Annotated in this window: 26 protein-coding genes; 15 read left to right on the forward strand and 11 right to left on the reverse strand. The window is 44.2% G+C overall.

Translation table 11 applies throughout. The features are described 5' to 3' along the window. Nucleotides 1-56: 56 nt before the first annotated feature. The 4 genes from MKX71_RS16115 to MKX71_RS16130 form a co-directional block, all read right to left on the reverse strand. The gene (locus MKX71_RS16115) at nucleotides 57-428 is read right to left on the reverse strand and encodes a hypothetical protein (RefSeq protein ID WP_072692815.1); all 372 of its coding nucleotides are present in this window, start codon (nucleotides 426-428) and stop codon (nucleotides 57-59) included. A 58-nt stretch (nucleotides 429-486) separates the two neighbouring features. After that, the gene (locus MKX71_RS16120) at nucleotides 487-1,839 is read right to left on the reverse strand and encodes a glucose-6-phosphate isomerase (protein ID WP_003243401.1); all 1,353 of its coding nucleotides are present in this window, start codon (nucleotides 1,837-1,839) and stop codon (nucleotides 487-489) included. 111 nt (nucleotides 1,840-1,950) lie between these two features. Next, nucleotides 1,951-3,123: an iron-containing alcohol dehydrogenase gene (locus tag MKX71_RS16125; RefSeq protein WP_032726782.1), complete on the reverse strand. Its 1,173-nt coding sequence runs from the start codon at nucleotides 3,121-3,123 to the stop codon at nucleotides 1,951-1,953. A gap of 102 nt (nucleotides 3,124-3,225) precedes the next feature. Further along, nucleotides 3,226-4,389 (reverse strand): iron-containing alcohol dehydrogenase, encoded by a 1,164-nt coding sequence (locus MKX71_RS16130; RefSeq protein ID WP_049140572.1) that lies wholly within the window; start codon nucleotides 4,387-4,389, stop codon nucleotides 3,226-3,228. Nucleotides 4,390-4,618: 229 nt separating this feature from the next. Here MKX71_RS16130 and MKX71_RS16135 point away from each other — a divergent pair, with 229 nt between their 5' ends. Further along, nucleotides 4,619-4,855 carry a DUF378 domain-containing protein gene (locus MKX71_RS16135; protein WP_003220771.1) on the forward strand — a complete coding sequence of 79 codons (237 nt, stop codon included), beginning with the start codon at nucleotides 4,619-4,621 and terminating at the stop codon, nucleotides 4,853-4,855. A 77-nt stretch (nucleotides 4,856-4,932) separates the two neighbouring features. On the opposite strand, the gene yugI is transcribed toward MKX71_RS16135, so the two are convergent. From yugI to MKX71_RS16150, 3 genes are all read right to left on the reverse strand, one after another. Beyond that, nucleotides 4,933-5,325, reverse strand: coding sequence for a S1 domain-containing post-transcriptional regulator GSP13 (gene yugI, locus MKX71_RS16140; protein ID WP_003228864.1), 393 nt, complete (start codon nucleotides 5,323-5,325; stop codon nucleotides 4,933-4,935). Nucleotides 5,326-5,525: 200 nt separating this feature from the next. Then, complete coding sequence (locus MKX71_RS16145; protein ID WP_003228862.1) at nucleotides 5,526-6,686, reverse strand: aminotransferase; 1,161 nt, start codon at nucleotides 6,684-6,686, stop codon at nucleotides 5,526-5,528. Beyond that, entirely contained in the window at nucleotides 6,687-7,187 is a 501-nt protein-coding gene (locus tag MKX71_RS16150) for an Lrp/AsnC family transcriptional regulator (protein ID WP_009968070.1), read from the reverse strand. It lies immediately after the preceding gene. A gap of 147 nt (nucleotides 7,188-7,334) precedes the next feature. Here MKX71_RS16150 and MKX71_RS16155 point away from each other — a divergent pair, with 147 nt between their 5' ends. Next, a complete protein-coding gene (locus MKX71_RS16155) occupies nucleotides 7,335-8,156 on the forward strand; it encodes an alpha/beta hydrolase (RefSeq protein ID WP_019712492.1) in 822 nt (273 codons plus the stop codon). 25 nt (nucleotides 8,157-8,181) lie between these two features. Here the strand turns inward: MKX71_RS16155 and MKX71_RS16160 are convergent, their stop codons facing one another. After that, nucleotides 8,182-8,442: a YugE family protein gene (locus MKX71_RS16160; protein WP_032722422.1), complete on the reverse strand. Its 261-nt coding sequence runs from the start codon at nucleotides 8,440-8,442 to the stop codon at nucleotides 8,182-8,184. Between the two features lie 86 nt (nucleotides 8,443-8,528). On the opposite strand from MKX71_RS16160, the gene patB reads away from it, so the two are divergent. The 3 genes from patB to kapB all read left to right on the forward strand — a co-directional run bounded on the left by patB (nucleotide 8,529) and on the right by kapB (nucleotide 11,537). Next, nucleotides 8,529-9,692, forward strand: coding sequence for a cystathionine beta-lyase PatB (gene patB / locus MKX71_RS16165; RefSeq protein ID WP_277736664.1), 1,164 nt, complete (start codon nucleotides 8,529-8,531; stop codon nucleotides 9,690-9,692). A 126-nt stretch (nucleotides 9,693-9,818) separates the two neighbouring features. Continuing rightward, the gene (gene kinB / locus MKX71_RS16170; protein ID WP_277736665.1) at nucleotides 9,819-11,105 is read left to right on the forward strand and encodes a sporulation sensor histidine kinase KinB; all 1,287 of its coding nucleotides are present in this window, start codon (nucleotides 9,819-9,821) and stop codon (nucleotides 11,103-11,105) included. A gap of 45 nt (nucleotides 11,106-11,150) precedes the next feature. After that, nucleotides 11,151-11,537 carry a kinase-associated lipoprotein KapB gene (kapB, locus tag MKX71_RS16175; protein WP_339231313.1) on the forward strand — a complete coding sequence of 129 codons (387 nt, stop codon included), beginning with the start codon at nucleotides 11,151-11,153 and terminating at the stop codon, nucleotides 11,535-11,537. Between the two features lie 26 nt (nucleotides 11,538-11,563). Here kapB and kapD read toward each other — a convergent pair whose 3' ends face one another. Next, the gene (gene kapD, locus MKX71_RS16180) at nucleotides 11,564-12,181 is read right to left on the reverse strand and encodes a 3'-5' exonuclease KapD (protein ID WP_003228846.1); all 618 of its coding nucleotides are present in this window, start codon (nucleotides 12,179-12,181) and stop codon (nucleotides 11,564-11,566) included. A gap of 75 nt (nucleotides 12,182-12,256) precedes the next feature. After that, nucleotides 12,257-12,460 carry a hypothetical protein gene (locus tag MKX71_RS16185; RefSeq protein WP_029318498.1) on the reverse strand — a complete coding sequence of 68 codons (204 nt, stop codon included), beginning with the start codon at nucleotides 12,458-12,460 and terminating at the stop codon, nucleotides 12,257-12,259. Here MKX71_RS16185 and MKX71_RS16190 point away from each other — a divergent pair. From MKX71_RS16190 to MKX71_RS16200, 3 genes are all read left to right on the forward strand, one after another. Then, the gene (locus tag MKX71_RS16190; protein ID WP_072173680.1) at nucleotides 12,393-13,571 is read left to right on the forward strand and encodes a multidrug efflux MFS transporter; all 1,179 of its coding nucleotides are present in this window, start codon (nucleotides 12,393-12,395) and stop codon (nucleotides 13,569-13,571) included. The genes MKX71_RS16185 and MKX71_RS16190 overlap by 68 nt on opposite strands. A gap of 92 nt (nucleotides 13,572-13,663) precedes the next feature. After that, nucleotides 13,664-15,538: a transglycosylase domain-containing protein gene (locus MKX71_RS16195; protein WP_072175137.1), complete on the forward strand. Its 1,875-nt coding sequence runs from the start codon at nucleotides 13,664-13,666 to the stop codon at nucleotides 15,536-15,538. 20 nt (nucleotides 15,539-15,558) lie between these two features. Further along, the gene (locus MKX71_RS16200) at nucleotides 15,559-15,972 is read left to right on the forward strand and encodes a thiol-disulfide oxidoreductase DCC family protein (RefSeq protein WP_015384506.1); all 414 of its coding nucleotides are present in this window, start codon (nucleotides 15,559-15,561) and stop codon (nucleotides 15,970-15,972) included. Nucleotides 15,973-16,172: 200 nt separating this feature from the next. Here the strand turns inward: MKX71_RS16200 and MKX71_RS16205 are convergent, their stop codons facing one another. Then, complete coding sequence (locus MKX71_RS16205) at nucleotides 16,173-16,730, reverse strand: YufK family protein (RefSeq protein WP_003228837.1); 558 nt, start codon at nucleotides 16,728-16,730, stop codon at nucleotides 16,173-16,175. 177 nt (nucleotides 16,731-16,907) lie between these two features. Here MKX71_RS16205 and maeL point away from each other — a divergent pair, with 177 nt between their 5' ends. From maeL to maeN, 7 genes are all read left to right on the forward strand, one after another. Beyond that, nucleotides 16,908-18,509, forward strand: a complete 1,602-nt coding sequence (maeL, locus tag MKX71_RS16210) for a two-component system sensor histidine kinase MaeL (protein ID WP_128738175.1) — start codon at nucleotides 16,908-16,910, stop codon at nucleotides 18,507-18,509. Continuing rightward, entirely contained in the window at nucleotides 18,502-19,209 is a 708-nt protein-coding gene (gene maeM, locus MKX71_RS16215; protein ID WP_014477821.1) for a two-component system response regulator MaeM, read from the forward strand. The genes maeL and maeM overlap by 8 nt, the downstream gene beginning before the upstream one ends. A 473-nt stretch (nucleotides 19,210-19,682) precedes the next feature. Further along, nucleotides 19,683-20,762 carry a guanosine ABC transporter substrate-binding protein NupN gene (nupN, locus tag MKX71_RS16220; RefSeq protein WP_339231314.1) on the forward strand — a complete coding sequence of 360 codons (1,080 nt, stop codon included), beginning with the start codon at nucleotides 19,683-19,685 and terminating at the stop codon, nucleotides 20,760-20,762. Between the two features lie 75 nt (nucleotides 20,763-20,837). Next, entirely contained in the window at nucleotides 20,838-22,370 is a 1,533-nt protein-coding gene (gene nupO, locus MKX71_RS16225; RefSeq protein WP_339231316.1) for a guanosine ABC transporter ATP-binding protein NupO, read from the forward strand. After that, nucleotides 22,363-23,409 carry a guanosine ABC transporter permease NupP gene (nupP, locus tag MKX71_RS16230; RefSeq protein ID WP_029318495.1) on the forward strand — a complete coding sequence of 349 codons (1,047 nt, stop codon included), beginning with the start codon at nucleotides 22,363-22,365 and terminating at the stop codon, nucleotides 23,407-23,409. Before nupO ends, nupP begins: the two co-directional genes overlap by 8 nt. Then, nucleotides 23,410-24,369 (forward strand): guanosine ABC transporter permease NupQ, encoded by a 960-nt coding sequence (gene nupQ, locus MKX71_RS16235; protein ID WP_339231317.1) that lies wholly within the window; start codon nucleotides 23,410-23,412, stop codon nucleotides 24,367-24,369. It begins immediately after the preceding gene. A gap of 153 nt (nucleotides 24,370-24,522) precedes the next feature. Beyond that, nucleotides 24,523-25,869, forward strand: a complete 1,347-nt coding sequence (gene maeN, locus MKX71_RS16240; RefSeq protein ID WP_021480493.1) for a sodium/malate symporter MaeN — start codon at nucleotides 24,523-24,525, stop codon at nucleotides 25,867-25,869. The last annotated feature ends 15 nt before the right edge of the window (nucleotides 25,870-25,884 follow it).

Below are 25,884 nucleotides of genomic sequence, written 5' to 3' on the forward strand. Positions count from 1 at the left end.
AATGCCCCTTTTTTCACTTATCCTGTCCCGCCGAACAAGACTTCATTCAGAGGCGCCTACATGGAAATCGTTGTTTCTTTCGCGCGGCCAACAGAAAAGAAAGCGCATTCAATTAATAAGTAAACAGCCATTGCCGCTGCAAGCCATACAGCTGAATCCCAAGACACATAAACAACCGTTGCATAGAGTCCTAATTTAGTGAAAAGAGTATGGGTTCGTTTTAAATGCAAAATCCGATGTACCGCATCGGTAAAAAGGGCAAGCGGCAAACCAATGAGAAGAAAGGCGTGGATGAAAAAATGTGAAAGCGTGCCGCCAAAGCTTGAAGAAAACTCTGTATACACGGCATCAAAGGAGATAAGGAAACTTAAAATAGCTGCAGAAAAACCGGCAATGATGAGATGTTTAACCAATTGTTTCATGAACATCAGCACCTTTCTGATTTTATAAAAAGCCGACCGGCAAATGCCAGTCAGCTTTCTCACATTAATCTTCCAGACGTTTTTCAAGCTCTGCTTTTTTCTCTTCAAAGCCAGGTTTGCCGAGTAACGCAAACATATTGACTTTATACGCTTCTACACCAGGCTGGTCAAACGGATTGACGCCAAGGAGGTAACCGCTCATCGCGCAGGCTTTTTCGAAGAAATATACAAGGTATCCAAAAGTATATGCATTCAGCTCAGGAATGTTAACGATTAAGTTCGGAACATTTCCGTCTGTATGGGCAAGCATTGTACCTTGGAATGCTTTTTTGTTAACGAAATCAACAGTTTTACCGGCTAAATAGTTCAAGCCGTCAAGATCGTTATCCGCTTCCTCAATTGTCAGTTCATGTTTAGGTTTCTCTACGTTCAGGACCGTTTCGAATAAATCTCTGCGGCCTTCTTGTACATACTGGCCTAAAGAATGAAGATCTGTTGAATAGTTCGCTGAAGAAGGATAAATGCCCTTCTCATCTTTCCCTTCGCTTTCTCCGAACAGCTGCTTCCACCATTCCGCAAAGTATTGAAGCGCCGGTTCGTAGTTGATGAGCATTTCAATTGTTTTGCCCTTATTATAAAGGACATTGCGAACAACCGCATATTGGTATGCTGGGTTATCTTCCAGTTCAGATGTTGCAAAATCTTTGCTCGCATCCAGGGCGCCTTTCATCATGTCATCAATGTTGACGCCGCTGACAGCAATCGGCAAGAGACCTACAGCTGTTAAAACTGAATAACGGCCGCCGACATCGTCAGGAATAACAAATGATTCGAAGCCTTCTTCGTTAGAAAGCGTTTTTAATGCGCCGCGCTCTTTATCAGTTGTTGCATAAATCCGCGCTTTCGCTTCTTCTTTACCGTATTTCTCTTCAAGAAGCTTGCGGAAAATACGGAAAGCGATTGCAGGTTCAGTTGTCGTACCTGATTTAGAAATCACATTAATAGAGAAGTCAACATCTTCAAGAAGATCCATGACGTCTCTCATATAAGATGAACTGATGTTGTTCCCGATAAAAATGACTTGCGGATTGCCGCGTTTTGCTTTTGGCAAAGTGTTATAAAACGCGTGATTCAGCGCTTCAATCGCTGCCCGCGCTCCTAGATAAGAACCGCCGATGCCGACAACAAGCAAGACATCAGAGTCAGATTTGATTTTTTCCGCGCTTTTTTTGATGCGCGCGAATTCTTCTTTATCATAATGTTCAGGGAGGTCCACCCAGCCTAGAAAATCGCTGCCCGCGCCTGTTTTTTCATGGATATTATGGTGTGCTGTTTTTACAAAGTCCCGCAGATATGTAAGTTCATGTTCGTTGAAGAAAGTCAACGCTTTTGAGTAGTCAAAGCGTACATGCGTCATTGCTTGTCCCTCCATAACGGTATAATGTTTTCATCTTTCACTTTATATGAACTTATCTGTGAAATCAAGTCAAGAAGAAAGGGCGGAATGACTGGATTCCGCCCTTTGAGTTTATAGAGACGCGCGAAGGATGGCAAGCACGTCATCTTTGTTCAATTTTTGGAAGTTGCCGAAGCCGCCGTGTTCCATTTCCTTGGCTGCGATATCAGCAATCAGCTCAAGCTTTTCTTCTCCAATATTGTAATCAGCAAGACGGGAAGGTGCACCGAGGCTTGTCCAGAACGCAGACAGTTTATCGATTCCTTCAAGCGCAATTTCTTTATCTGTTTTGCCTTCAGTATCAATGTCAAACATGTTGAGCATAAGGTTTTTAAAACGGCCTACATTTGTATCAAGCGTGTATCTCATCCAGTTTGGGAACAGTATCGCCAAACCGCCCGCGTGCGGAATATCATATACAGCTGAAACAGCGTGTTCCATTGTATGAGAAGCCCAGTCACCAAAGTAGCCCATTTGGAGCGTGCCGTTTAATGCGATTGTACCAGCATACAAAATCGTTTCACGAAGCTCGTAGTTTTCCAGATCTTCAAGAAGCTTAGGAGCTGTTTCGATGACCGTCTGCAAAACAGCAAAGCACATTCTATCCTGAAGCGGCGTGTTTTCAACATTATGGAAGTATTGTTCGAATACGTGGCTCATCATGTCAACCATGCCGTATACTGTTTGATTTTCTGGAACGGTGAACGTATTTTCAGGGTCTAAAATAGAGAAACGCGGATGAGTCACATTGCTGCCCCATACAAATTTCTCGTTTGTTTCCCAGTTTGTAATCACGGAATCAGGGTTCATTTCAGAGCCTGTCGCAGCAAGCGTTAAAACAGTGCCAAACGGCAGCGCATCCTCCGCTGTTACTTTTTTGCTGAAAATATCCCAAGCGTCGCCATCGTATTTGACGCCAGCTGCAATTGCCTTTGTACAGTCAATCACACTGCCTCCGCCGACAGCAAGCAGAAAATCAATGTTATGCTCTCTGCAAAGGCCTATGCCTTTTTCCACTGTTGCAAGACGCGGGTTCGGCTCTACACCTGACAGCTCATGAACAACAGCGCCCTCTTCTTTTAAAATGCCTGTGACTTGATCATAAAGGCCGTTGCGTTTAATGCTGCCGCCCCCGTAAACAAGCAGTACATTCTTGCCGTATCGTTTGAATTCTTTTCTTAATTGTTCAAGCTGACCTTTTCCAAAAATCAGCTTTGTCGGATTATAATAAGTGAAATTTTCCATAGTAAAACCTCCAAATGATGCTGGTAAAAAACAGATTTTCCATTGTAACATAAGTTGACAAAAAGAAAAAGGGAAGCAGCCAAACGGCTATTTCCCCTTTTTTTATAGAGATGCTTTCAAAATTGACAGCACATCTTCTTTGTTGAGTGATTTAAATTGGCCGAATGTACCGTTAGCCATTGCCTTGTCAGCAATTGTGTCAAGCTGCTCATCATTAATATCATAATCAGCAAGACGGTTCGGAGCGCCAAGGCTTGTCCAGAATGCGGACAGCTTATCGATACCTTCAAGGGCAATTTCTTCATCCGTTTTACCTGCTTCTTCAACATCAAACACGCGAACTGCAAGCTGTTTCATGCGGGCAGGGTTTTCAGACAATGTGTGTCTCATCCAGTTCGGGAACAAAATTGCCAGTCCGCCGGCATGCGGAATATCATAAACGGCTGATACTGCATGTTCAATATTATGAGTAGCCCAATCCCCTCTTGCCCCCATAGAAAGCATGCCGTTTAATGCGATTGTTCCTGTGTACAGGATCGTCTCACGCAATTCGTAATTTTCGAGATCATTGATCAGCTTAGGCGCTGTTTCAATGACTGTACGCAAAAGTGATTCACACATGCGGTCCTGATACGGCGTGTTTGATACATGATGGAAGTATTGTTCGAATACGTGGCTCATCATGTCAACCATCCCGTAGATCGTGTGGTTTTTAGGTACGGTGAATGTATTCACCGGATCAAGAATCGAGAATTTAGGGAATACGAGCGGGCTGCCCCAGCCGTATTTTTCTTTTGTTTCCCAGTTTGTAATAACAGATCCTGAGTTCATTTCTGAACCAGTTGCAGCGAGAGTCAATACCGTTCCGAATGGCAAAGCATCTTTTGGCTGATGCTTTTTCGTAACGATATCCCACGCATCACCATCATACTTCGCTCCTGCGGCAATCGCTTTTGTACAGTCGATTACGCTTCCGCCTCCGACAGCCAGCAAGAAATCAATGTTTTGTTCTTTACAGATGGCAACACCTTTATTAACAGTCGACACACGAGGATTCGGTTCCACACCTGCTAATTCATGCACGGTCGCTCCGGCTTTATTCAGCTGGTCAATCACTTGATCATACAGGCCGCTGCGTTTAATGCTGCCGCCTCCGTACACAAGCAATACGTTTTTTCCGTAAGGTTTGAGTTCCTCTGGAAGTCTTTCCACTTCGCCGCGCCCGAAAATTAATTTGGTCGGATTCCAGTATGTAAAGTTTTGCATGACATCTCCTCCTTAGATTTTTTATTATGCAGAATGTCCTCACCACATGTAAAGCAATCAGCTCTCACCGGTCAGCATACCAGATGGTTTTATTTTGCATGTCGCTGGGAAAGAAGCTGATATAAGCGAGGGCAGGCCAGCTTCCCTCATATGGAGAATGCATGTATAGATTCTCCAATATGTCACAATCTATAACTGTTTTAATAATTCATGGAGGAGGTTGCAAAACATGAGTACCATTCAAAGAATTTGTCTTGTATTAACCATCATTGGCGCCATTAACTGGGGACTGATCGGATTTTTCCAATTTGACTTAGTAGCGGCTATCTTCGGCGGCCAAGGGTCAGCTCTTTCCCGAATCATTTACGGACTTGTCGGAATCGCCGGCTTAATCAACCTCGGTCTGCTATTTAAGCCAAACGAGGAAAGATCACGTGAAGAAGCAGCAAATCCTGAAATGCGATAGGATATCAATCACGCTGAAATAGGATTTTGCATGAAATCAAAAGCACCGAACATTCCTGTCCGGTGCTTTTTTCATGCTTATTTTTTGATAAGGTCTTTGCGGTTGGACATTTCGATCCACTCTTCAAGCTTATCTTTTAATGTGTTGAAACCTTGTGGTGTAGAAGCTTCTTCGCTTACTTGAGCAGCTTTAGGTTTTCTTGGTTTGCTTTCTTTTTTCTCAGGCGCAGCTTGTGTCGCACGAATTGAAAGGCTGATTTTGCCTTTTTCTTCATCAACAGCAAGTACTTTTACTTGTACTTCGTCGCCAACTGAAAGGTGCTCGTTGATATCTTTTACGAAACCATGAGTCACTTCAGAAATGTGTACTAAACCTTGAGTTTCTTCATCTAATGCAACAAACGCACCATACGCTTGTAATCCTGTAACTTTACCAGTGTAAACACTGCCCACTTCAAATTTTGCTGCCATTCATAACAACTCCTAAGTTAAATTAAATATCTGTTTATACGCAATTTAAAATTATATCACACATGTCTTATTTCCGCAAAGAAAACTTTTTATAAAAAATCAGGTTTATACACAGCAAAAAGGGGGTAAACTGAAAATACCAAAGGCTTTCTAGTATTCCCCCCTTTTATTGGATGCGAACAAAAGGTTCGTATCTTTTTTTATGTTGTTTTGTGCAGGAAGCGTTTCATTCTGACTAACGCTTCTTGAAGCTGTTCAATCGAGGTTGCGTATGAACAACGGATATATCCCTCACCGCTCGGACCAAACACACTTCCAGGAACAACTGCCACTTTTTCCTGCGTCAGTAGCTCCTCGGCAAACTGTTCTGAACTCATTCCCGTGCTTTTAATAGATGGAAAAGCATAGAAAGCGCCGCCCGGATGATGACAGCTGAGACCGATTTCATTGAGCGATTCTACAAACAGATTCCGTCTTCTTCGATAGCTTTTTTTCATTTTTTCTACGTCTTCCATGCCGTTCTTCAGGCCTTCAAGGGCGGCAAACTGCGCCATTGCGGGCGCACACATCATCGCATATTGATGAATTTTAAGCATGGCATCCCGAAGCAAGGATGGTGCCGCGGCAAAACCGAGCCTCCAGCCCGTCATTGCAAATGCTTTTGAAAAGCCTGAGATGACTACCGTCCGTTCCTTCATTCCCGGTAATGCCGCTATACTTGTAAATTCCTCATCATATGTCAGCTCCGCGTAGATCTCGTCGGCTAAGACGATGACATCATGTTTTTTGGCAAACTCAGCAATCTCATTCAGCTCTTCCTTCGAATAAACCGAACCTGTCGGATTCGATGGTGAGCAGATGAGAATGGCCTTTGTTTTTTCAGTGACTGCCGCTTCAAAATCAGCAGCCGTTGCTTTAAATCCTTTGTCTGCCGTTGTATGAACGTGAACCGGGATACCGCCTGCCAAAGAAACAAGCGCATCATACGCCACAAAACACGGCTCAGGAATGATGACTTCCTCACCTGGATTCACAATGGCGCGGATCGCAATATCCAAAGCCTGACTTGCCCCCACTGTCACAATCAGCTCATTATCTGGCGAGTAGCTAAGATCAAACCTGTTGCTCAAATAACGGCTGATTTCCTCCCGCAATGAGTATAAACCTGCATTGGCCGTGTATGACGTATATCCTTGTTCAAGAGAGAGAATGCTTGCTTCGCGGACATTCCACGCGGTAACAAAATCAGGCTCGCCGACGCCTAAAGAAATGACGCCTTCCATCGTTGCCGCCAAATCAAAGAATTTGCGGATGCCGGATGGTTTTATTTGTTGTACATAGTCTGATAAATACGAAGTCATTTACGGTGACACCACGATTCTTTTGTCGTCGTCTCCTGTTTCAAACACTTTGCCGTCATGCTTGTATTTTTTCAGGATAAAATGGGTTGTCGTAGATACAACTGAATCAAGCGTTGACAGTTTATCCGAAACAAAACGCGCTACGTCAGACATCGAATTGCCGCGAATCACGACAGACAAATCGTATACGCCTGACATCAGGTAAACTGATTCAACCTCTTGGAATCGGTAAATCCGTTCCGCCACTTCATCAAAACCGACGCCCCGCTTCGGCGTTACTTTGACGTCGATCATGGCCGTAACGCCCTCATGTCCGTCTACTTTTCGCCAATCAATCATAGCGGAATAATCGATAATAACCTTTTCTTTCTCCAGTTTGTCAATAATTGTTTTTACTTCATTTACAGGGATGCCCGCCATCTTTGCGATTGTTTCTAAATCGGCGCGGCTGTTTTCGTCTAAAATTTCTAATATTTCTGTTTCTTTTTCTGTCAATTTCATTTGATTCACACCTTTGCAATGTCAAGAAATCTCATGACATTATATCACGTTTTTTGACGAATGCTAAGAAAAAACGAGGAGAAACTTCCGCTAGAATTTACAATTTCAGGGCATAATACAACCATCAAAAAAAGGGAGTGACACAGAATGGAGGCGGTTTCACCAATAAGGCGGTTTATGGTCGATGGAGTCAATGTATACTACGAACATTATCAAAATCCCGGCAGGCAAACGCTGGTCTGCGTACACGGTTTTTTATCATCTGCATTCAGCTTCAGAAAAGTAATTCCTCTCCTTCGGGACAAGTACGACATCATCGCGCTTGATTTGCCTCCTTTCGGCCAATCTGAAAAATCAAGAACGTTTATCTATACCTATCAAAACCTTGCTAAGCTTGTCATTGGGATTTTGGAGCACTTGCAAGTGAAACAGGCTGTGCTTGTCGGGCATTCTATGGGCGGGCAGATATCGCTGTCTGCTGCTCTCCAAAAACCTGAGCTTTTTTCAAAGGTTGTGCTGCTTTGCAGTTCAGGGTATTTAAAACGTTCACACCCGACGATCATTTTCGGGACCCATATCCCGTATTTTCATCTTTACATCAAACGCTGGCTCTCGAAAGAAGGCGTGATGAAAAATTTATTAAATGTGGTGCATGACAAATCGCTGATTGATGAGGAGATGATCGACGGCTATGGCAGACCGTTTCAGGACGAGCAGATTTTCAAAGCCATGACAAGGTTTATCCGCCACAGAGAAGGAGATTTAGAACCCGAGCAATTGAAGAAAATGAACAAGCCTGCTCTATTGATTTGGGGCGAGGAGGATCGAATTGTCCCAATGGAGATCGGTAAACGGCTGCACGCAGATTTGCCTAATTCCGTGCTGTACTCACTTGGCCAGACCGGACATCTGGTGCCTGAAGAACGGCCTGAACTTGTTTCTGAACACATTGCTGATTTTATCAATTAAAAAAACCGGTGCTGAACCGGTTTTTTTAAGGCGTGCAGGAGCTGCTGTTTTTAATGAATAAAAGCTGGCCAGCCACTTCCCGGCAGCTGGCGATCGGCAGCGTTTGTTCAAAAGAAGTTTCAAATATTTGCTGAATGCTTTTCGCCAGCACGTCGGGATCGTCTTCATCATAGACTGCCTGCACGACATCAACAGCCTCCGTTTCGTAAAACTCTTCTCCATATTTAAACGGGTCCCATTTGGCAATGATCTTAATCATTTCCCTGACCGCTTGACTTTCTTCCATATTCATCACCGCTTATAATAAAATTTGCAGTTCTATCTTATCATAGTGAAGCTTAGAAGAATAAACATACATGAGGGGGTAACAGAATGAACTTTGATAAACGAGAAGAACGCCTTGGCACCCAATCGGTCAAATGGGACAAAACAGGCGAATTATTTGGCGTGACAGACGCACTCCCGATGTGGGTGGCGGATATGGATTTTCGCGCGCCAGAAGCGATAACTGAAGCGTTAAAAGAGCGTCTTGACCACGGTATTTTTGGTTATACAACTCCAGATCAAAAAACGAGGGATGCTGTGTGCGGATGGATGCAAAACAGGCACGGCTGGAAGGTGAATCCGGAAAGCATCACATTCAGCCCCGGCGTTGTAACGGCTTTGAGCATGGCGGTACAAGCTTTTACGGAGCCGGGCGATCAAGTAGTTGTTCAGCCTCCAGTTTATACGCCTTTTTACCATATGGTGGAGAAAAACGGCCGGCACATTTTACATAATCCGCTGCTAGAAAAAGACGGCGCATATGCAATGGATTTTGAAGATTTGGAGACGAAGCTTAGTGACCCAAGTGTTACATTGTTTATTTTATGCAATCCTCATAACCCTTCTGGGCGTTCATGGGGCCGGGAAGACTTACTGAAGCTAGGCGAATTGTGCCTTGAGCATGGCGTCACAGTTGTATCGGATGAAATCCATTCTGATTTAATGCTGTACGGACACATACACACGCCGTTCGCTTCGCTCTCTGACGATTTCGCTGATATTTCTGTGACATGTGCTGCTCCAAGCAAAACATTTAATATCGCCGGATTGCAGGCTTCAGCAATCATTATTCCGGATCGCCTGAAGCGCGCCAAGTTTTCCGCAAGCCTTCAGCGAAATGGTTTAGGCGGACTGAACGCATTTGCCGTCACTGCAATCGAAGCCGCGTATTCAAAAGGGGGACCGTGGCTTGATGAATTGATCACTTACATTGAGAAAAACATGAACGAAGCGGAAGCCTTTTTGAGCACCGAGCTGCCAAAGGTCAAAATGATGAAGCCGGATGCATCATACTTGATTTGGCTCGACTTCAGCGCTTACGGCTTGTCCGATGCAGAGCTTCAGCAAAGAATGCTAAAAAAAGGAAAAGTTATTTTAGAGCCCGGGACGAAATACGGGCCTGGCGGAGAAGGATTTATGCGCCTGAACGCGGGATGCTCTCTTGCAACCCTGCAGGACGGCCTGCGCCGCATCAAAGCCGCATTATCGTAAATATAGCTGTTAAACGCCTTTACGTCTTCATTTGTAAAGGCGTTCTTAATAAAGGAATTTTATATTTTACTTCTAATATTTAGTGTTATAATAGATTCATATTTTATACGAAAGGATTTCACACGAATGGAAATTCTAAAAGACTATCTTCTGCACATCTGCTTTATTTTGTTTCCTATTCTTCTTTACCAAGTGTTTTGGCTTGGAAAACCTGCGATTCTTGTGCCAAAAATAAACAGCGGTTTGGTCACGCTCTTCGCCTGCGGCGCCTCCGTTTTATGCATTATTTTCCCGATTCATGAAATGGACTACATACAATACGGCCTTCAGATGATTCCCGTTATCATTTGTTTATTTTACATTAGTACCGCTTCCGGACTTACAGTCGCCGCATCTGTCCTATGTTTTGAACTGCTTTTTTACGAACCTTCCGCAATGTTTGTTTTCACTTTGCTGCCTTTTCTTATCATTATCCCAATCTTATTTCAGAAAAAATGGCCATTCATGTCCAAAACGAAAAAACTGCTGCTGTCTTTATTGATCAGCTGCGTGGAGATTTTCCTATTTTTCGCCTCAAGCTGGATTCTTTCCGCCTTGAATATTTTAAATTTTCAAAAATCAGGAATTTTCGTTTACGAGGCGGCAGTCTCAGGGCTTTTCCGCTCCAGTGTTCTTCTATTAAGCATCTATATTATCGAAAGCATCGCCGAAAATATCGCCCTGCGCTCACAGCTTATCCATTCTGAAAAAATGACGATTGTGAGTGAACTGGCAGCGAGCGTCGCTCATGAGGTCAGGAATCCGCTGACAGTTGTCCGCGGGTTTGTCCAGCTGCTTTTTAATGATGAAACCTTACAAAACAAGTCGAGTGCAGATTACAAAAAGCTTGTACTGTCAGAGCTTGACCGGGCGCAAGGCATTATTACAAACTATCTCGATATGGCCAAACAGCAATTATACGAAAAAGAGGTTTTTGACCTATCTGCCCTTATCAAAGAGACAAGCTCCCTTATGGTGTCGTACGCCAATTACAAGTCAGTAACCGTCGAGGCTGAAACAGAACCGGACCTTTTGATATACGGAGACGCAACAAAGCTGAAGCAGGCTGTCATCAACCTGATGAAAAACAGTATTGAAGCGGTTCCTCACGGTAAGGGGATGATCCACATATCAGCCAAAAGAAACGGCCATACGATCATGATCAACATCACAGACAATGGGGTCGGGATGACAGACCATCAAATGCAAAAACTCGGCGAACCTTATTATTCCTTAAAAACGAACGGAACGGGACTCGGCCTCACCGTAACCTTTTCCATTATTGAACATCATCACGGGACCATTTCATTTAACAGCAGCTTCCAAAAAGGCACTACGGTGACCATTAAGCTTCCCGCTGATCTTCCTCACTAGCAAATCGATTGGAACTTTAATAGAATAAATGCGAGGTGATGACAGATGAGCACGTTTGAAACAGGCTCTATCGTTAAAGGATTTTACAAAACAGGTGTATACATAGGAGAAATCACGGCTTGCAGGCCGCAGCATTATTTAGTGAAAGTGAAAGCGGTTCTTACCCATCCCGCTCAAGGAGACCTTCATCATCCAAAACAGGCGGATGTGCCATTTTTTCATGAGAGAAAAGCGCTCGCACATGGTGAACAGACCAATATCCCCTACCATATGGTGAAGCCTTATGACGGTGAAGTGCCGGATTATACCGAATCTCTGCGGGAGGCGACAGCACAGCTGAGAGCCAAATTGGATGAGGATGGTTCGGAGTGGGCAAAACGCTCCCTTCATAATCTGGACATTTTAGAAAAAGAATATTTTAACCTGCCATAACCCAGTCTGACAAAAGATTGGGTTTTTTACGTCGCGCGCTTCAACAGTTCGGTTAAATCGATTCTCTCGCCGATTGTGGGCGGTTTTGGCTTTTCGAGATACTGCTTATCCTGCTCAACAAGCTTAAAAAGTTTATATGCTGTAAGAGCATCATCAAGCGCTTTATGATGGGTGCCGGTTCCGGAATCTCCATACTCTTCGGCAGCTTTCCATAAACCCGTCAATGTCCGGTCTCCAAAAAAGTTTTTGTATTCAAGCGATAAATCTCTCATTTCTCCCTTAAACGGGAAAGGGATATGGTTAAACATACAGTTTTGCTTCAGCACTTTCATATCCATGTTTCCCCACGTAATAATTGTGCTGTTTTTCTCAGGATCCAGCTCGTTTAGTTTACGGATGAAATCCTCGAATCTCATTCCTTCGTCTACCTGTTTTTGGGTTATTTTTAAAAATGATTTGCATCGTTTCGTAAGCTTCGGGAACTTTTTCGGTCTAACATAGCTAGAAAACGTCTCAACCACTTCATCATCAATCGACTTTACAATTCCGGCTTCAATGATTTCCGGGAAGAAGTTTTGAGGACTGTACTTTCCATCAGGCATTGTAAATTCGAAATCAATAATGAGTAAGCTGTTTGTCGTCACCTTTTTACACCTGCCTTTCCTCCGATCAGAAAATGCTATCTTTATAGTATATCAATTCCCCTTCTCGACATTTCTTCATTTTCTAAAAATAATGAATTTTCCCAGCCGCTTCGTTTCTTTTAAATTGTGAATCGTTTCTTTATAATTAGTAAGGAACCCGAAATAATAAGAAGGTGATGTTATATCTATCCGTAAGAAAAACTTTGTCATTGTGTGGCTGGCGAACTTTTTTGTCTCCGCTAGCACAACGATGATCGTTCCTTTTCTCTCCTTATACATTGAGACGCTCAGCTCTTTTTCAAACGGCTTTGTGCAAAGGTGGAGCGGCTATGTGTTCGGCATTACATTTCTCATGGCGTTTTTGGTATCCCCGTTTTGGGGACGGTTCGGAGACAAACGCGGATATAAGAAAATCCTTATGGCAACCGGAACAGGCATTGCCCTCAGCATTTTCTTCATGGGCTTTGTTACATCGGTGTACCAATTGTTTTTTCTGCGTATGGCAATGGGTCTTGTAACCGGATTCATCCCAACATCTCTTGCGATGATTTCGGCACAGACTCCGAAGAGCTCAGCCGGCAAAACGCTTGGCACGCTGCAAATGGGGCAAGTGTCCGGAAGCTTGTTCGGCCCGCTTTTGGGAGGCATGCTTGCTGATCGTTTCGGCTTTACGTATACCTTTTTTATCACATCCTTTGTGATTTTCTCGTCTGTTCTTCTCGTGTTATTTGGTGTCAAAGAAAAGCCTCTTGCAGAGAAAACAGCCAAACGTACGTCTTACTCGAGAAAAGAAGTGCTCTCCTATATTTTTCACCAGCCGGCGCTGTGGGTCATGATGCTGTTAACCATGCTGATTCAAACAGGCAATTTCAGTATCCAGCCCCTGCTCGCTTTATATGTAAATGAGCTGCACGGACCTGTCAATCTTGCCTTTTTCTCCGGCATGGCATTTTCAGCAACGGGGCTCGGAAGTTTGCTGCTGGCTAGAAAATGGGGTGATCTGGGCGACCGCTACGGCCACCGCCGCATTTTAATCGGACTTTTGCTCGCCGCCTCTTTCTTTTTTATTCCGCAGGCGCTCGCGTCCTCACTCAGCGTGCTCCTTGTTTTCAGATTTTTATTCGGAATGGCGATGGGCGGTTTGCTGCCATGCATTACGGCAGCGATCCGCGTTCAGGCTCCCGGCAGCATTCAAGGTGAAGTTCTCGGCTACAATGTCAGCTTTCGCTTTTTAGGAAACGTGCTCGGGCCTCTGCTCGGCGGAATCATATCGAGCCACTTTACCATTTCGGCCACCTTTTACGTCACGGCGTTTCTCTTTTTCGCCGGCGCCTGCATGCTTTGGATCATGCAGAAACTTCGGAAAGATTCTTATGCCAAAGCAAGCTGATTCCGAGAAAAAACTGAGGAATCTTCTAAATTTAACCTTCTCGTAATCTCAAAAGAATGGTACGATATGGCTAGAATTTAGGAGAAAAGAGAGTGACCATGTTACGAAAAATAATCGGATGGATTTTGCTCCTTTGCATAATCCCATTGTTTGCATTTACAGTTATCGCTTCCGGAAAAGAAGTAAAACAAATGAAGTCCCTGGATCAGGTGCTTGATAAAAATATTAATCTGAAAGATATCAGCCTTGTTCAGAACAGCTACATGTATGACAGGGACGGCTCCCTTGTCTCGGAAATCGTCAGCGACCACGAAAACCGTGTGCTCGTTCCATTTAACAAGATTCCCGAGGAAGTCAAACAGATTTTCTTAACATCTGAGGACCGCCATTTTTACGAGCATAAAGGCTTTGACTTTATGGGAATGGTGCGGGCTACTGCTTCTAACGTAAAAGACAAGAAAATTGACCAGGGTGCCAGCACCATCACACAGCAGCTTTCAAGAAACTTATATTTGAGCCACGAACGCTCCTTCAGCCGCAAGCTGACAGAGCTCGCGTATTCCTATCAGCTGGAGAAAAAATATACGAAAAATGAAATTCTTGAAGCTTACTTAAATACCATTTATTTTAACAATGGTGTTTATGGCGTCGGTTCAGCAGCTCAATTCTATTTCAGCAAACCGCTGAAATCTCTCACAGTGGGAGAAATGGCTTTTATCTGTGCTATACCTAATAACCCTACATTATATGATCCTCTCAAGCATTTTGACTACACGAAAAGCCGTCAAGAACGTTTGCTTAAAGGGCTAAAAGATGCCGGGGTCATTACGGACAAAGAGCTGAAAAAAGCCGTAAAACAAAAAATCAAACTGGATGTTGAAAAAAGAGAAGACAAATATCCTGACTACGTTTCCTACGTCAATGATGAATTCACTCAGCTGGTGTCTGAATCAGAAGGCTTTGATAAACGCCTTCAAAAAGCATCAGGAAAACAAAAAGAAAAGATCGAGAACGAGCTGTCCGCAAGAGTCAGCACGCTGATGAAAGACGGAGTGAAAATTTATACTGCACTTGATCCGTACATGCAAAATCAAGTTGTGGCACAAATGAATTCCAAGCTCCCGTATGCGGACGTACAGGGCGGAGCGGCTGTGATTAATCACCAGACGCATCAAATCATCGCTCTATCCGGCGGGAAAAACTATCAAAAATATGACTTTAACCGCGCCTACCAGGCGTACAGGCAGCCGGGTTCATCCATTAAGCCGCTTCTTGATTACGGCCCTTATATTGAACAGACCGGCGCGACAACAAGCAGCACCATTGATGCCAGCAAGTTTTGCAGCAAAGACTACTGTCCGCAAAACTACAATAACCGCACTTACGGCACAGTGACGCTTGATACGGCGTTTAAAAATTCATATAATACCCCGGCTATTAGAATGCTCGACCGCGTCGGCATCCAAAAGGCATTCAGTTATATTGAGCCGTATCATTTTGCCAAACTTGTCGACAGTGACTATCTTCTTCCGGCGGCGCTTGGCGGATTTACAAACGGCATGACGCCTCTTGAGATGACAAAGGCTTATACGACATTCGGCAACAGCGGAAGCTATACGCCGAGCCATGCGATTACAAAGGTGACAGACCTTAAAGGAAAAACGCTTTATAAATGGAATGATAAAGCGACTCAAATATTCAGCGTCCGCACGAACATGCAGCTGAAAAAACTGATGTCTTCCGTTGTGAAAAGCGGAACAGGGAAAAAAGCATATTTCAATGCGCCTTACATCGGCGGTAAAACCGGTACATCAAATGATTATCACGATATGTGGTTTGTCGGCCTGACTGATACGTATACAATGGGTGTCTGGGTCGGAAAGGATACACCGACCAGCGTTGAATATCTTCACAGCATCAGCCCTCAGCTTTCCATCTGGAAAGGAACGCTGCAAGCGGCTTATTAAAGGATCGGAGGGGATATGGGGTGACTTCAGAACAAATTCCAAATCGCGTTTTGCTGTTTGACGGTGTCTGCAATTTATGCAATGGAGCCGTGCAGTTTATCATTAAACGTGATCCGGACGGATTGATTTCTTTCACATCGCTGCAGTCGGAAACAGGACAGAGCCTGCTGAAAAAAAGCGGGCTTCCGACTGATCGGTTTGACAGCTTTGTCTTTATTGAAGACGGCCAAGTGTACACAAAGTCAACTGCAGCCATTAAGGTTTTCAGGCATCTGCGAGGCCCATGGCGGCTCTTCGTCCTGTTTTTCGCAGTGCCGAAGCCTGTCAGAGATATGGTCTATTCTTTCATTGCCAACAACCGCTATAAGTGGTTTGGCAAAAAAAATGAATGTATGCTCCCCTCCCCTTCTATTAAAAAAAGATTTTTACCGTAAATAAAAAATGGCTAGGACGCTAGCCATCACAGATTGTTGACAAAATCCTAAAACGGCTTCGTTTTAGGATTTTGTCATCTATTCAGCGTGATTGAAAACTTTTGAAGTTGTGAAACGGCGGAAACCTGAGAATCTACCGCCGTTTCATTGCGTACAGAGCACGAAGCGCAAATCTGACCACCAAACGCTGAAATGGCTAGCTACACAGGTAAGCTAGCCATTATGCTATTATAAAGCTTGATAAATATGAACAGAATACCGATAACAAAGGTAAACCAAAACAGCAGTTCCAATAGAATGAATCCGACTAATGACATGAGAGAAAGCGTCGAATAAATCCGGTACACGGTAAACACAAAGTAAGCGAGCGTGACGACCGCAAACCAGATCACAATCCAAATGACATTTTGCAAGAGCACAAAGGATAAAATCCCGCCGCCCAAATAAATCATGGAACCCATTCTGAGTTTTTTCAGGTTGTTCCCTTCCGGATCATTAGCAAAAAACAGCAATGACAGCTCGGTCACGGTATTTGCAATTAATTTCAGAGCGGACAGAACCATAAAATATAAAAGTGCAAAGGCAGCAAATAACGCAAGCCTGATTCCTTTCTCTGAAAAATAATCGAGCATTCCATCATACATTCCAAATGAAGACAGCATCTTTAACGCATAAAGTGAAGTTGAGATGGATAAGGACGAACTAAAAAGCAGGATCGCAATCAGCGGAAAATATCCTGTCAAATAAGTATTTTTCATATAAAAAAGTCCCTTTCTATAATCTACCTCATTTATTATGGAGGACTTAAAACACATTGACAAGATAAATTATTCCATTTTTTCTCCTTTTTACGAATTACGGTCCCAAATCTTCACAAAGCAGCATTTTGAGAGTAAAGTAGTACGCAGGAATCATAAAACGTAAGGAAGTTTTATATGAAAAAAACATTAAAACTGCAAACCAGACTCACCATATTTGTTTGTATCGTTGTATTAATCGCATTGCTCATTACGTTTTTTACAGTCGGTGCCCAAACCACCAAACGAATTAGAGATCAGGAAAAGGCCACTGCGCTGCAGACTGCTGAAATGGTAGCTGAAGCGCCGATGACAGCCGCTGCTTTAGAAAGCGGAAAAAAACAAAAGGAACTGCAGAGCTACACAAAGCGGGTTCAGAAAATTACCGGCACGGAATTTGTTGTCGTCATGGATATGAACGGTATCCGCAAAACCCATCCTGACCCGAGCAAAATCGGAAAAAAATTCAGAGGCGGTGATGAGTCCGAGGTATTAAAAGGGCATGTCCATATCAGCACAGCCTCTGGCACGCTCGGGAAATCGCAGAGAGCGTTCGTCCCTGTCTACGCGGAGAATGGAAAACAAGTCGGTGCAGTCGCGGTCGGCATCACTGTAAATGAAATTGATGAAGTGATCAGCCATAGCTTACGGCCGCTTTACTTTATTATTTGCGTCAGCATCTTCGTCGGTGTGATCGGAGCCGTTATCGTCGCCCGTACAGTGAAAAATATCATGTACGGACTTGAACCTTATGAAATTGCGACTCTGCTTGAAGAACGGAGCGCGATGCTGGAATCGACGAAGGAAGGAATACTCGCTGTCGATGAACATGGCAAAATCAAACTTGCCAACGCGGAAGCAAAGCGCCTATTCGTCAAAATGGGCATCAACACAAATCCCATTGATCAGGATGTAGATGACATCTTGCCGAAAAGCCGCTTGAAAAAGGTCATTGAGACAAAAAAACCCCTTCAAGACAGAGACGTCCGCATTAACGGGCTGGAGCTTGTGTTTAATGAAGTTCCTATCCAGCTGAAAGGACAAACTGTCGGAGCGATTGCGACATTCCGAGACAAGACCGAGGTAAAACATTTAGCTGAACAGCTATCCGGTGTTAAAATGTATGCAAACGCACTGAGAGCGCAGTCTCATGAATTTATGAACAAACTGCATGTGATATTAGGGCTCGTCCAGCTGAAAGAGTATGACGATCTTGGAGATTATATTAAAGATATTGCCATTCAGCAAAAATCAGAAACAAGTGAAATTATAAATGATGTCAAAAGCTCCGTACTGGCCGGTTTTCTGCTCGGAAAGCAAAGCTTTATACGTGAGCAGGGCGCAAATCTTGATATTGAATGCAACGGCGTCATCCCGAACGCGGCAGACCCTTCTGTCATCCATGAACTTATTACAATCATCGGAAATCTCATCAACAATGGCTTAGACGCCGTTGCCGATATGCCGAAAAAACAAATCACCATGTCCATGCGCTTCCATAACAGCATACTTGATATTGAAATTACCGATACTGGAGCAGGCATGTCTGAAGAAGACCAAGCCAAAGTATTTGAACAAGGCTATTCAACAAAGGGCAAAAACCGGGGATTCGGCCTTTATTTCACACAGCAAAGCATCGAAAATTTAAAAGGCCAAATGATCCTCACAAGCGAAGAGAATGAAGGAACGACATTCAGTATTCGCATCCCGTACGAACCGAAGGAGGAAAATCATGATTAATGTACTAATAGTTGAAGATGACCCCATGGTGGGTGAATTAAATAAACGATACTTAAGCCAAATAGATGGCTTTCAGCTGAAAGGCATCGCTTCTTCCTTTCAAAGCGCTCTGCACATTTTAGGCGAGCATCATATCGACCTCATTTTGCTTGATATTTATATGCCGGGAAAAAACGGGCTGGAACTGCTGACGGAATTGAGAGCCCAAAATGAAGCGGTTGACGTGATTGTCATCTCAGCGGCCAGCGAGCTTGACGTGATCAAGAAAACACTTCGGTACGGAGCTGTTGATTATTTAATCAAACCGTTTGAATTTGAACGTTTCCAAACGGCTCTGTCTGATTACAGACGAAAACAAAAGGTGTATTCAACCCATCGCAACATGAGCCAAAAAGAACTGGACGCCGAGCTTTTTCAAAAGAAAGAAGCAACAGAAAAAGTGCAGCTTCCTAAAGGCCTGACAAAAAGCACGCTGAAGCTGATCTGGTCCAGTATCCAGTCATTTGAAAATGAATCTTTTACGACAGAAGACTTGGCAAAGCACACAGAAATCTCTCAAGTATCCATACGAAAATACTTAAAGTTTCTTGAAGATATACAGGTTCTGAATGTAGAAATGGCGTACGGAACGATCGGAAGACCTGTGTTTCAGTACAACGTCAACAACAGTAACCTTAACGGAATAAAGCAATATCTATAAGAAAACGCACTGCTTGCTTTGAGCAGTGCGTTTTTCTGTCATATCTCTTGCCAAGATGCTTGATTCTATTGTTGATAAGTTATACAAGAATAACAAAGGGCCTTTTAACATTTTTAAGCAAACAATTCTAAAAATAGATACTTTTAAAAAAATTATGCGAAATTCTATTTATTTCTTATTAGTTAAATGATAAATTATGATTGGTAAGTTGATCCCGAAAAACTAAGTCATAAGTCTTACTTCAGAAAACGATGTCACGGTTTTCCGCCCGGAACGCCTTCCGCATCCTTCTCTTCCCCGCCTTTCGAAGGAAATATTCACACCACGCTTATTCAGGGAAGAATAGAACTGTCTCAGCGCATTCCATTTGTTATTATCAGAAAATTTTATCGATTCTAAGAAATTGTTCAGGACAGCCCATCACATGACTGGCCGGATCAGCTTTGAACCAAATTTTTCTGGGGGGTTATATCTTGAATAAACGAAAAATCGGCTTGGCGATGTCACTTGTGATCGCAGCAAGCACCATATTAGGAGCATGCGGAAACAGTGAAAAAAGCAACGGCTCAGGCGAAGGCAAAAACAAATTCAGTGTGGCGATGGTTACTGACGTAGGCGGAGTGGATGACAAATCCTTCAACCAATCAGCCTGGGAAGGCATCCAAGCCTTTGGGAAAGAGAATGGGCTGAAAAAAGGCAAAAACGGTTACGACTATCTTCAATCCAAATCAGATGCAGACTATACAACGAACTTAAATAAATTGGCGCGTGAGAATTTTGACTTAATTTACGGCGTCGGCTACTTAATGGAGGATTCAATCAGCGAAATTGCTGACCAGCGCAAAAATACAAACTTTGCGATTATAGATGCTGTTGTCGATAAAGACAACGTCGCAAGTATTACGTTTAAAGAGCAGGAAGGCTCATTTCTCGTCGGAGTGGCCGCAGCCCTATCAAGCAAATCAGGAAAAATCGGCTTTGTAGGCGGCATGGAATCAGAGTTAATCAAAAAATTCGAGGTCGGCTTCCGTGCCGGCGTGCAAGCAGTTAACCCTAAAGCCGTTGTAGAAGTGAAATACGCAGGAGGTTTCGATAAAGCCGATGTCGGCAAAGCAACCGCCGAAAGCATGTATAAATCAGGCGTAGATGTTATTTATCACTCTGCGGGCGCCACTGGCACAGGCGTCTTTACTGAAGCGAAAAACCTGAAGAAAGAAGATCCAAAACGCGATGTCTGGGTCATCGGTGTCGATAAAGACCAATACGCAGAAGGCCAGGTAGAAGGAACAGATGATAACGTCACCCTCACTTCCATGGTGAAAAAAGTAGATACAGTCGTTGAAGATGTAACGAAAAAAGCGAGTGACGGAAAGTTCCCGGGCGGCGAAACACTTACCTACGGGCTTGATCAAGACGGAGTCGGCATTTCTCCATCTAAACAAAATCTATCGGATGATGTGATCAAAGCGGTCGATAAATGGAAGAAAAAAATCATCGACGGATTGGAAGTCCCGGCAACTGAGAAAGAGCTGAAAACCTTCAAAGCTAAATAAGAATCGCAGGGATAAGGAGGTCGAGCCCTTATCCCTTGTTTTTCTTTTATTTTGAAATAAAGGAGCGGTCAATCAATGGAATATGTCATTGAAATGCTCAATATCCGCAAGGCGTTTCCAGGTATCGTCGCCAATGACAATATCAATCTTCAAGTCAAAAAAGGCGAAATACACGCGTTGCTCGGTGAAAACGGAGCGGGGAAATCAACATTGATGAATGTCCTTTTCGGGCTGTATCAGCCGGAGCGGGGTGAAATTCGGGTGCGCGGCGAGAAGGTGCACATCAACAGCCCGAACAAAGCGAATGACCTTGGAATTGGAATGGTGCACCAGCACTTTATGCTTGTTGACACCTTTACAGTTGCTGAAAATATTATTCTCGGGAAGGAGCCAAAGAAGTTTGGCAGAATTGACCGGAAGCATGCTGTCCAAGAGGTGCAGGACATTTCCGATCGATACGGCCTGCAGATCCATCCTGAAGCAAAAGCAGCTGACATATCAGTCGGTATGCAGCAGCGCGCAGAAATATTAAAAACCCTCTACCGCGGTGCCGACATTCTGATTTTTGATGAACCGACGGCTGTTTTGACGCCTCATGAAATTAAGGAACTGATGCAAATTATGAAGAACCTGGTCAAAGAAGGGAAGTCCATCATCTTAATCACCCATAAGCTGAAAGAGATTATGGAGATTTGTGACCGCGTTACGGTTATCCGTAAAGGAAAAGGCATCAAAACCCTTGATGTCCGTGATACAAACCAAGACGAACTCGCCAGTCTAATGGTCGGCCGCGAGGTATCGTTCAAAACCGAAAAGAGAGCTGCTCAGCCGGGAGCGGAAGTGCTTGCGATTGACGGCATCACTGTAAAGGATACCCGCGGAATAGAGACAGTCAGAGATTTGTCTCTTTCTGTCAAAGCGGGAGAAATAGTCGGCATAGCCGGCGTCGACGGAAACGGGCAATCAGAGCTGATCGAAGCGGTGACAGGACTCCGCAAAACAGATTCAGGAACAATCACCTTAAACGGAAAACAGATCCAAAACCTGACGCCAAGAAAAATCACTGAATCCGGGATCGGGCATATTCCTCAGGATCGCCATAAACACGGTCTCGTCCTTGATTTTCCAATCGGAGAGAATATCCTGCTGCAAAGCTATTACAAAAAGCCGTATTCAGCATTGGGCGTTTTACATAAAGGCGAAATGTACAAAAAAGCACGCAGCCTGATCACTGAGTACGATGTCAGAACGCCGGATGAATATACACACGCTCGGGCATTGTCAGGCGGAAACCAGCAAAAAGCGATTATCGGGCGGGAAATAGACCGAAATCCTGATTTATTAATTGCCGCCCAGCCGACTCGCGGCCTTGATGTCGGAGCGATTGAATTTGTCCATAAAAAGCTCATTGAGCAGCGTGATGCCGGGAAAGCCGTTCTTCTCCTCTCGTTTGAGCTTGAAGAAATTATGAATCTCAGTGACAGAATCGCCGTTATTTTTGAAGGACGCATTATCGCCAGTGTTAATCCGCAGGAAACCACTGAACAGGAGCTTGGTCTCTTGATGGCAGGAAGCACGCAAAAGGAAGCGGGGAAAGCAAATGGTTAAACGACTCTCTCATTTACTCGTGCCGCTCATCGCAATCATACTTGGTCTTGCGGCCGGCGCGTTGATTATGCTTGTGAGCGGCTACAGTGTGGCCAGCGGATATTCGGCTTTGTGGAATGGGATATTCGGAGAGATCTATTATGTCGGAGAAACAATCCGGCAAATTACGCCTTATATTTTATCCGGATTGGCTGTCGCCTTTGCATTCCGAACCGGACTCTTTAATATCGGCGTCGAGGGACAGCTGCTCGTCGGCTGGACAGCAGCGGTTTGGGTCGGTACGGCGTTTGACGGACCGGCATATATTCACTTGCCGCTCGCATTGATTACAGCGGCAGCTGCAGGAGGATTATGGGGGTTTATTCCCGGCATTTTGAAAGCGCGATTTTACGTTCATGAAGTCATTGTCACCATTATGATGAATTATATCGCGCTGCACATGACCAATTACATCATTTCAAACGTCTTGACAGATCATCAGGACAAGACGGGGAAAATTCACGAATCCGCCTCCCTCCGCTCTCCTTTTCTTGAACAGATCACCGATTACTCACGGCTGCATTTGGGAATCATCGTTGCCCTTCTCGCAGCAGTTATCATGTGGTTTATCATCAACAAAACTACAAAAGGATTTGAGCTCCGGGCGGTCGGGTTTAACCAGCACGCTTCCCAGTATGCCGGCATGAGCGTGCGGAAGAATATCATGACCTCCATGCTTATCTCCGGCGCTTTTGCAGGCCTTGCCGGAGCCATGGAGGGGCTAGGAACATTCGAATACGCAGCAGTGAAAGGCGCATTTACCGGCGTAGGCTTTGACGGTATCGCTGTCGCTCTTCTCGGGGGAAACACAGCCATCGGCGTTGTACTGGCAGCATGCCTGCTTGGCGGGCTGAAAATCGGCGCATTAAATATGCCGATTGAATCAGGCGTTCCATCAGAGGTCGTTGATATTGTGATTGCTATTATTATTCTGTTTGTGGCTTCAAGCTATGCGATTCGTTTCGTCATGGGCAAATTGAAGAAAAAGGGGGCGAACTAAGTGGACATTGTGCAGATTTTATCTATCATTGTCCCTGCCACACTCGTCTATGCGGCCCCGCTTATTTTAACTGCTCTCGGCGGCGTGTTTTCCGAGAGATCAGGTGTGGTGAATATCGGCCTAGAAGGCCTCATGATTATCGGGGCGTTCACCAGCGTGTTATTTAATTTATTTTTTGGTCAGGAATTAGGTGCCGCCGCACCTTGGCTTTCGCTCCTTGCCGCCATGGCAGCAGGCGCCCTGTTTTCACTGATTCACGCGGCAGCGGCGATTTCGTTTCGCGCCGACCAGACAGTCAGCGGTGTCGCCATTAACATGCTGGCGCTTGGGGCAACTTTATTTATCGTCAAACTGATCTACGGCAAAGCGCAGACAGACAAAATTCCAGAGCCTTTTTATAAGACGAAAATCCCCGGTTTGGGCGATATTCCCGCCTTGGGAAAGATCTTCTTTTCGGATGTCTATTATACGTCTATTCTTGCAATAGCACTTGCCTTTATTTCCTGGTTTATCTTGTTCAAAACGCCGTTCGGCCTTCGTATCCGTTCTGTCGGCGAGCATCCGATGGCGGCCGATACGATGGGAATCAACGTATATAAAATGCGCTACATCGGCGTGATGATCAGCGGATTGTTCGGCGGTCTCGGCGGCGGCGTATATGCCTCCACAATTGCGCTTGATTTCACGCACTCTACCATCTCCGGGCAAGGTTTTATCGCCCTGGCAGCGCTTGTATTCGGAAAATGGCATCCGATCGGAGCACTGGGGGCCGCCCTGTTTTTCGGATTCGCCCAAAGCTTAAGCATCATTGGATCGCTGCTCCCTCTTTTTAAAGACATACCAAATGTGTATATGCTGATGGCTCCTTATATCTTAACGATTCTCGCTTTAACCGGCTTTATCGGGCGGGCAGATGCGCCAAAAGCCAATGGCGTGCCTTATATTAAAGGAAAAAGATAAACATTCTCCCCTGGGAAGACGATTCTCAGGGATTTTTTTCTAATCCAAAAGACCCCCTTAATTTAATTGTTTATTAGTTTTTTAACTTAAAAAAATATGAAGTGTTAACGCTTTCTTGTAGACTGTAACAAACAATACATGGGGGTGTATGACATGGGAGCAATTCCAAAAACGGGGACAATTTCACCTGAGCAAAAAGACTCACAGGGGAAAAACCTGTTTCAAAAAATCTGGTCTTGGGAAATCGGTGTGATTCCTCTGCCTTTATACACAGTATTAGCTGTTATTATTATTCTAGCAGCCTATTACAATGAGCTGCCGGCAAATATGCTTGGCGGGTTTGCCATCATTATGATTCTTGGTGTGTTTCTCGGAGACATAGGCCAACGCATACCGATATTGAAGGATATTGGCGGCCCTGCTATTTTATCTTTGTTTGTTCCTTCATTTTTAGTCTTTTACAATGTACTGAATTCAACATCTTTAGACGCTGTAACCAACTTGATGAAAACGTCTAACTTCCTTTATTTCTATATCGCTTGCCTTGTTGTGGGAAGTATCCTCGGTATGAACAGAATTGTTTTAATACAGGGGTTTATCAGAATGTTCGTTCCACTGGTTGCAGGAACGATCGCGGCCGTTGCAGCCGGCATCCTTGTCGGATTTATTTTTGGCTATAGTGCCTATGATTCCTTTTTCTTTGTTGTTGTCCCGATTATTGCCGGGGGAATAGGCGAAGGAATTTTGCCGCTTTCAATCGCCTACTCACAAATACTGGGCTCATCTGCTGATGTATTTGTGTCTCAGCTGGTTCCAGCCGCAATTATAGGAAACGTTTTTGCTATCATATGTGCAGCCTTAATGAAAAAGCTTGGCGATAAGCGTCCAGATCTAAATGGGAACGGACGTCTCGTAAAATCTAAAAAAGCAAATGAGATTTTCAATCAAAAAGAAGCCGAAGCAAAAATTGATTTCAAATTAATGGGAGCAGGAGTTCTGCTCGCGTGTACATTCTTTATTTTTGGCGGGTTATTGGAGAAATTCATCTTCATCCCGGGCGCGATCTTAATGATTATTTCAGCTGCGGCTGTCAAGTATGCAAATATTCTTCCGAAAAAAATGGAAGAAGGCGCTTACCAGCTTTATAAGTTTATTTCTTCAAGCTTTACATGGCCGCTGATGGTCGGTCTCGGCATCCTCTTTATTCCGTTGGATGACGTAGCGTCTGTGATTTCTATTCCGTTTGTCATCATTTGTATTTCAGTTGTTATCGCGATGATTGGTTCTGGATATTTTGTAGGCAAGCTGATGAACATGTATCCGGTTGAATCCGCAATCGTTACCTGCTGCCACAGCGGCCTCGGCGGAACGGGTGATGTTGCCATTTTATCAGCATCAGGAAGAATGGGCCTTATGCCGTTTGCCCAAATTTCAACCCGTCTCGGCGGTGCAGGCACAGTTATTTGCGCGACAGTTTTGCTTCGTTTTTTCACTTCATAAACAGAAAGAGTTCCG

The organism is Bacillus sp. FSL M8-0071 (genome assembly GCF_037975455.1).
GTDB classification, from domain to species: domain Bacteria; phylum Bacillota; class Bacilli; order Bacillales; family Bacillaceae; genus Bacillus; species Bacillus subtilis.

Excerpts from the sequence above, each read along its gene's own strand:
- MKX71_RS16115 (WP_072692815.1), bottom strand. The coding sequence starts at position 428 with ATGTTCATGAAACAATTGGTTAAACATCTCATCATTGCCGGTTTTTCT.
- MKX71_RS16120 (WP_003243401.1), bottom strand. The coding sequence starts at position 1,839 with ATGACGCATGTACGCTTTGACTACTCAAAAGCGTTGACTTTCTTCAAC.
- MKX71_RS16125 (WP_032726782.1), bottom strand. The coding sequence starts at position 3,123 with ATGGAAAATTTCACTTATTATAATCCGACAAAGCTGATTTTTGGAAAA.
- MKX71_RS16130 (WP_049140572.1), bottom strand. The coding sequence starts at position 4,389 with ATGCAAAACTTTACATACTGGAATCCGACCAAATTAATTTTCGGGCGC.
- MKX71_RS16135 (WP_003220771.1), top strand. The coding sequence starts at position 4,619 with ATGAGTACCATTCAAAGAATTTGTCTTGTATTAACCATCATTGGCGCC.
- yugI (WP_003228864.1), bottom strand. The coding sequence starts at position 5,325 with ATGGCAGCAAAATTTGAAGTGGGCAGTGTTTACACTGGTAAAGTTACA.
- MKX71_RS16145 (WP_003228862.1), bottom strand. The coding sequence starts at position 6,686 with ATGACTTCGTATTTATCAGACTATGTACAACAAATAAAACCATCCGGC.
- MKX71_RS16150 (WP_009968070.1), bottom strand. The coding sequence starts at position 7,187 with ATGAAATTGACAGAAAAAGAAACAGAAATATTAGAAATTTTAGACGAA.
- MKX71_RS16155 (WP_019712492.1), top strand. The coding sequence starts at position 7,335 with ATGGAGGCGGTTTCACCAATAAGGCGGTTTATGGTCGATGGAGTCAAT.
- MKX71_RS16160 (WP_032722422.1), bottom strand. The coding sequence starts at position 8,442 with ATGGAAGAAAGTCAAGCGGTCAGGGAAATGATTAAGATCATTGCCAAA.
- patB (WP_277736664.1), top strand. The coding sequence starts at position 8,529 with ATGAACTTTGATAAACGAGAAGAACGCCTTGGCACCCAATCGGTCAAA.
- kinB (WP_277736665.1), top strand. The coding sequence starts at position 9,819 with ATGGAAATTCTAAAAGACTATCTTCTGCACATCTGCTTTATTTTGTTT.
- kapB (WP_339231313.1), top strand. The coding sequence starts at position 11,151 with ATGAGCACGTTTGAAACAGGCTCTATCGTTAAAGGATTTTACAAAACA.
- MKX71_RS16185 (WP_029318498.1), bottom strand. The coding sequence starts at position 12,460 with ATGTATAAGGAGAGAAAAGGAACGATCATCGTTGTGCTAGCGGAGACA.
- MKX71_RS16205 (WP_003228837.1), bottom strand. The coding sequence starts at position 16,730 with ATGAAAAATACTTATTTGACAGGATATTTTCCGCTGATTGCGATCCTG.
- maeL (WP_128738175.1), top strand. The coding sequence starts at position 16,908 with ATGAAAAAAACATTAAAACTGCAAACCAGACTCACCATATTTGTTTGT.
- maeM (WP_014477821.1), top strand. The coding sequence starts at position 18,502 with ATGATTAATGTACTAATAGTTGAAGATGACCCCATGGTGGGTGAATTA.
- nupO (WP_339231316.1), top strand. The coding sequence starts at position 20,838 with ATGGAATATGTCATTGAAATGCTCAATATCCGCAAGGCGTTTCCAGGT.
- nupP (WP_029318495.1), top strand. The coding sequence starts at position 22,363 with ATGGTTAAACGACTCTCTCATTTACTCGTGCCGCTCATCGCAATCATA.
- maeN (WP_021480493.1), top strand. The coding sequence starts at position 24,523 with ATGGGAGCAATTCCAAAAACGGGGACAATTTCACCTGAGCAAAAAGAC.